3 protein-coding genes and 2 pseudogenes are annotated in these 4,957 nt (G+C 73.2%); 2 read left to right on the top strand and 3 right to left on the bottom strand.

Annotated elements, in window-relative coordinates:
- From ACFV61_RS22175 to ACFV61_RS22165, 3 genes and pseudogenes are all read right to left on the bottom strand, one after another.
- A pseudogene (locus ACFV61_RS22175) lies at positions 1–609 on the bottom strand (hypothetical protein); the annotation flags it as partial.
- A 546-nt stretch (positions 610–1,155) separates the two neighbouring features.
- The gene (locus ACFV61_RS22170) at positions 1,156–1,290 is read right to left on the bottom strand and encodes a hypothetical protein (RefSeq protein WP_380493510.1); all 135 of its coding nucleotides are present in this window, start codon (positions 1,288–1,290) and stop codon (positions 1,156–1,158) included.
- Between the two features lie 217 nt (positions 1,291–1,507).
- The gene (locus tag ACFV61_RS22165; protein ID WP_063352062.1) at positions 1,508–1,846 is read right to left on the bottom strand and encodes a hypothetical protein; all 339 of its coding nucleotides are present in this window, start codon (positions 1,844–1,846) and stop codon (positions 1,508–1,510) included.
- Between the two features lie 377 nt (positions 1,847–2,223).
- On the opposite strand from ACFV61_RS22165, the gene ACFV61_RS22160 reads away from it, so the two are divergent.
- Both ACFV61_RS22160 and ACFV61_RS22155 read left to right on the top strand, forming a co-directional pair.
- A complete protein-coding gene (locus ACFV61_RS22160) occupies positions 2,224–2,778 on the top strand; it encodes a hypothetical protein (protein ID WP_380493508.1) in 555 nt (184 codons plus the stop codon).
- 1,829 nt (positions 2,779–4,607) lie between these two features.
- A pseudogene (locus ACFV61_RS22155) lies at positions 4,608–4,957 on the top strand (hypothetical protein); the annotation flags it as partial.

The raw sequence follows: 4,957 nt of genomic DNA, 5'->3' as shown, positions 1-4,957 counted from the left end.
GACCACCCCGGCGTCACCGCCGTTGGCGTTCGCCTTGATCTTCGCCCCGGAAAGACTGATGAGGGCGGTGTACTGACCGACGGATGGCCTCGTGGCGGCGGTGCCCGCGCCGCCGGCGGCTCCGGGTCTGGCCGGCTTGAGGGTGGCACCGGCCGCACCGCCTCCGCCGCCGATGCCGCCCACGCCCTGGTCCCGCGGGGCGCCACCCGCGCCGACGCGGATCAGGAACTGCTCGCCCGGGGTGACCGGAACGGCGGTGCACACCAGGGACGCTCCGCCTCCTCCGCCGCTGCCCCCGCCTCCTCCTCCGCCGCCGGCCCCGCCGCCGCCGCCCCCGCCGGTGGCGTCGCCGAGGAAGGTCCAGTTCCCGCCCCCGCCGCCGCCTCCTCCGCCGCCGCCGCCCCCGCCGGGCGCGCCGCCGCCTCCCGCGCCGAGCAGGTACAGGTCCAGCGAGGTGACACCTGCGGGCACCCTGAAGCTGTTGAGGCCCGTCCGGGTGAATTCCTGCCGGCCGTGGGGCTGGTCGGTCAGCGCGAGGGGCCCGCCTGCGCTGGGGGCGGGGTGAGCGGGGGCGCCGGCGCCGAGCAGACAGCACAGCGCCACGGGCACACCGAGCAGCGCACGCCGACAGCGCGGCGCGGACACCGGCAGAGCGGCCGGGACGACGGGAAGCGGTGAACGAGTGGTACCGCAGACGGGTCCACGCGGAGTGTCAGATCTCATGGCAAGATCGTGTGCGATCTTCGGGTGCGGCGCCAGCGCACCACCTCCGAACGGCCCAGGACGACGCAGCACGCGAACCACCCCGCAGCTCAGGCGCCCCGGCGACCTCCGAGGACTTCCTCAGAACCGAGCCGAGCAGCCCCGGCGACATCGGTGAAGCCCAGGTCGGCGATCGCCAGGTCGACATGGGCGGCACGGATCGGACGATGAGTCAGGGCGCGACGGGTTCAAATCGGTTGGGGCGAAGCGCTTCCACCGCACTCAGGTGTTCCCCCCTCAAGATCTGACCACCACCGCCTCACCTGTACGACCCATGTGCCACCCAGTCACCCTGGGCAGTGATGAACGACATCGGATCGAGGCGGCCGCGAAGGCCGGTCAGAAGTCCGAGATCACCCCACACCCCTCTTGTAAGGCATCTCGACTGAACCCCTACCACACCACCCTGGCCGGGATGCCCGCCCACCCCAGGACGGCGAAGGAGAGTGCCAGGCTGGCTCCGGCGACGGCAAGGGGCGGCAGGGTGGCCGTCAGGCTGCGGATGAAGAGCAGCAGCAGGATGAACAAAGCTGGGAAGAGCCAGAGTTCGGCGCGTGAGGTCCTCGTCCAGGGCGTGGTCGAGGTCGGACTGGACCGGGGTCCAGGTCGGGGCCGCAGCACGGGCCGTGGTAGCTCGGCCAGGAGGTCTTCGAACCGGGTGGCGTGCGGCAACCAGCCGGCGTTGGGCTGGACGGCGCTCGACTTCGCCGACGCGAGGGCCGCCTGGCCGCCGCGGCTGGCCCTGCTACTCGGTACAGGAGAGGCCGGTGACCAGGTCGCTGGAGACGGCCTCCCCGGCGACGCCGGCGACCGGGACACAGGTGAGGGTGACCTGGTCGGAGCGGCGGACGATGGTGAAGGTGGTGCTGATCGTCCCGGAACTGGGAGCGCCGCCGGACGGGACGCAGTTGAGCACCCCCTCGCCCAGGGGGCCGACAGTGGTCACGTCGTCGCAGGCGTAGGAGGGCGTGGCGGCGTAGGCGGGAGCGGCGGCGAGGGAGAGCATGGCGGCGCCTGCCGCAGCGGCGGCCACGGTGACGGCGGCGGCCCGCCGTACTCGGCGGTGGACGGAGAAGGAGAACAACGTTGGCCTCCTGGCCTGTAGGTCCGTGAGGACGATGATGATGACGAGGGCCCGGCCGAGATGACAGCGGGTCGTCGCTCACAGGATCACCGCTGCGCTCATCGCGCGCCACTGTACCGGGGCCCTCCGCCACGGCGGTTGCTCCGTTGGGCGGTTGGGGGATCGATGCGGCGATCCCGGTGGTGCGGAGGCGGCCCGGGGGCCGTGGTGGGCGGCGGTCGTGGCAGTCCGGGGTGCGGGGGTGCCCGCAGGGCGCGTGCGGGGCCGCGTCGCTGTCCGCGCTACGGCGCGCCGTCGCTGTGCGCTCCCTCCGCGCCGACGTTCCGTGTCATCGTAAGTGCACAAAGCAGATTGAGGTTCCCTCGTTCGGAGGTTCGATGAACGCCGTTCCGTCCCGATTCGCGCTCTCCCGTCTCGTCGGCCTGGCCGGGGCCATGGCGCTGGCCTGTGGGCTCCTGCTGGCCCCGGCCGGCGCACCGGCTCACGCTCAAGGGCTGCTGGACGTGCAGTGCGAGGGCACGTTCACCAGCGAGTACACCCCCGTGCTGACCGACCGGCCGCAGGACGTCAGCATCGCCAACCAGAACTCCTACGCGACGTGCGAGGCGGGTCTTCCCGGGACGAGCGCGACCACGAGCGCTGAGCCGGGCGAGACCTGTGTCAACCTGCTCCACGCTCTGGCCCCGTTCGACGAGACCATCACCTGGAGCGACCAGAGCACCAGCGCCGTGCATTGGACCTCCGTGGAGGACACCGGTGGTGCCGCCACCTTCACCGGCACCGTCACCGCCGGTCGCTACACGGGCGACACCGCCGAGAAGATCCTGGAAGCCACCGACATCACCGGCACCAACCCCGAACTGTGCCCGCTCGGGGACGGCACCATCTCGGGGGCCAGCGGCCTCGTCACTCTCACCCTGACCTCACTGTGACGAAGCCGAGCCCAGTCCGGACCTGAGATCGAGAAGCCGTTGCGCCTCCGGCGCGGCTCGTGGGTGACGAATCCATCGGAGCGTCAGGACGCGGGAGCCGGGGGCGCGATGGTTCGATGCCGGCGGGCCGCGCTTCGACGACTGCCTCCAGGGCGCACGCGTAGCCGTCGTGTTCGGTCTCGATCCGGAAATCGGCTGTGACCGTGTCCATCGCGGCCGTCCCGATCCTGGCGGTGGCCGGCGCCGCGCGGCGGCGCCGGAACCGGCGCCTCCCTTCTGGTCCGGGTGACGGTGGTGGTGCGTCTGCCCGGGGCACACGTGCTCACCATGTCGGGTACAGCGATGGCAGGTCATGTGGTGGTGGATCAGATGATCCGTCGACGGATGTGTGCCGTCGGAGAGCGGTTCACTTCGACCAGAGATACGGAGGATGTGTCATGGCAGGGTCGGCAGAGGGTGCCGCGAGGCTGCGGTGGGTTGTCGCGGGTGTTCCCCTCGCGGTGGGGTGCTTGTTGGGGGGCGGTGTGCCTACCGCTGTGGCGGCCCCGGTCGGCGAGGCTTCCGCGGTTGCGGTCCGAGCGTCGGGGCAGGGGCAGCAGGAGTACACCACGCCCGGGCGGTACCGCTTCCGGGTGCCGGCGGGGGTGACCGCCGTGACCGCGTACGTGGTCGCCGGGGGCGGTGCCGGTGGCGTCGGCGGCGGTGGGGGAGCCGGTGGTGGTGGGGGCGGCGGGGGGAGCTACTTCGTGGGCCCTGCGGCCGGTGGCGGTGGGGGCGGGGGAGCCGGTGGCGGTGGAGGCGCCGGTGGCGGGGGCGGCGGCGGGGGTGCGTTCGTGTCCTGCACGCTCGCTGTCCAAGCCGGAGAGCAACTCGTGGTCCTCGTCGGAAGCCCCGGGACGCTGCTGCGCCAGGGTACGGGCGGTGCCGGAGGGTCCGGGGGAAGGGCCGATTCCCTCTTCTCTCCCGGCACGAGCGGCACCGCGGGCACAGCGGGCACCAGTACGTTCTCCGGCAACTACCCGGGCGGACCGTCCTTCGTCTCCGCCCTGACCAGCAAGGGACGCGCCGCGGCGCTCGGCGGCCAGCCGGGCGAAACGGGTGGCAGCGGCGGGGGTGGCGGCGGCGGTGGCCGGGGCGAGCGGGCAGGCGGCTCCGCCGGTGGCGTCGGCGGGCTGGGCGGTGCCGGAGTCCCGGGCGGCAGTGGCGGCGCCGGAGCAGCGGGCGGCAGGGTCAATGCCTGCACGGGTTCCAGCCCCGTCCTGGCCAATGGCGGCGGCGGTGCTTACGGCCGGGGCGGCCAGTCCAGTTCGGCCGCGCGAGCCGGTGGCACCGGCAGCGCCGGCCGCGTGGGGAGCGGCGGCTCGTCCACGGGCGGCGGGAGCGGCGGTACCGGTGGTCAGGGCGGTGCGCCCGGCCGGCCCTCTGTGGCCCTGCCCGTCACCCTTCCCGCCGGTGTCGGCCAGGGCGGTTCCGGCCTTGACGGCGCGGGCGGCGGAGCCGGAGGCGGTGGAGGACACGGAGGCGGCCCCGACCCCAGCCCCGATAGCCAGGGCGGTCAGAACGGCACCGACGGAGGGGCCCCGGCCACCAGTGGCCACAACGGCGGACCCGGCTACGTCCTGCTCACCTGGTAGCGAGCCGCCCACAGAGGCGGTCAGGCCCCCGCCTCCGATGAGAAGCACACCGGCTACTGCGGATGCCCCGTCAACGGTGGCGGTGTGGTGGGCGGCGGTCGATGCTCAAAGCGGGGCCGGTGCCAGGGCCGTGGCGGCGTGGGTCGTCCCCTTGCACGTTTCCGCGTCAACGGACCCGAAAGGCAGGACGACGTCATGGCCGGACAGAGTGGAGAGCCCTCTCGTTTGCGGCGGGCAGCGGTGGGCGTACCGGCGTTGGCGGGTGGCCTGGTGATGATGACCGGTGTGTTTCCGGCCTCGGCGGTCGCCGCGGGCGGGACGCTCCCGCGCATAGCGCAGCCCTCCGGGCAGAAGGAGTTCACCCGACCGGGAGATTTCGGTTTCTATGTTCCGGCGGGGGTGGCGGCGCTGACCGTCTATGTGGTGGCGGGCGGCGGCCCCGGCGGTGTGGCCGGTGGGGGCGGCGACGCCGTCGCGGCGGCAGTTATTGTCGTACTGCCGGGTGTCGCCGGCGGTGCACAGCGGGGCCTGGTTGGTGGGCAGGC

The sequence above is a fragment of the Kitasatospora sp. NPDC059817 genome (genome assembly GCF_042731835.1).
Taxonomy (GTDB): domain Bacteria; phylum Actinomycetota; class Actinomycetes; order Streptomycetales; family Streptomycetaceae; genus Kitasatospora.
This window is presented reverse-complemented; position numbering and strand designations above follow the sequence as displayed.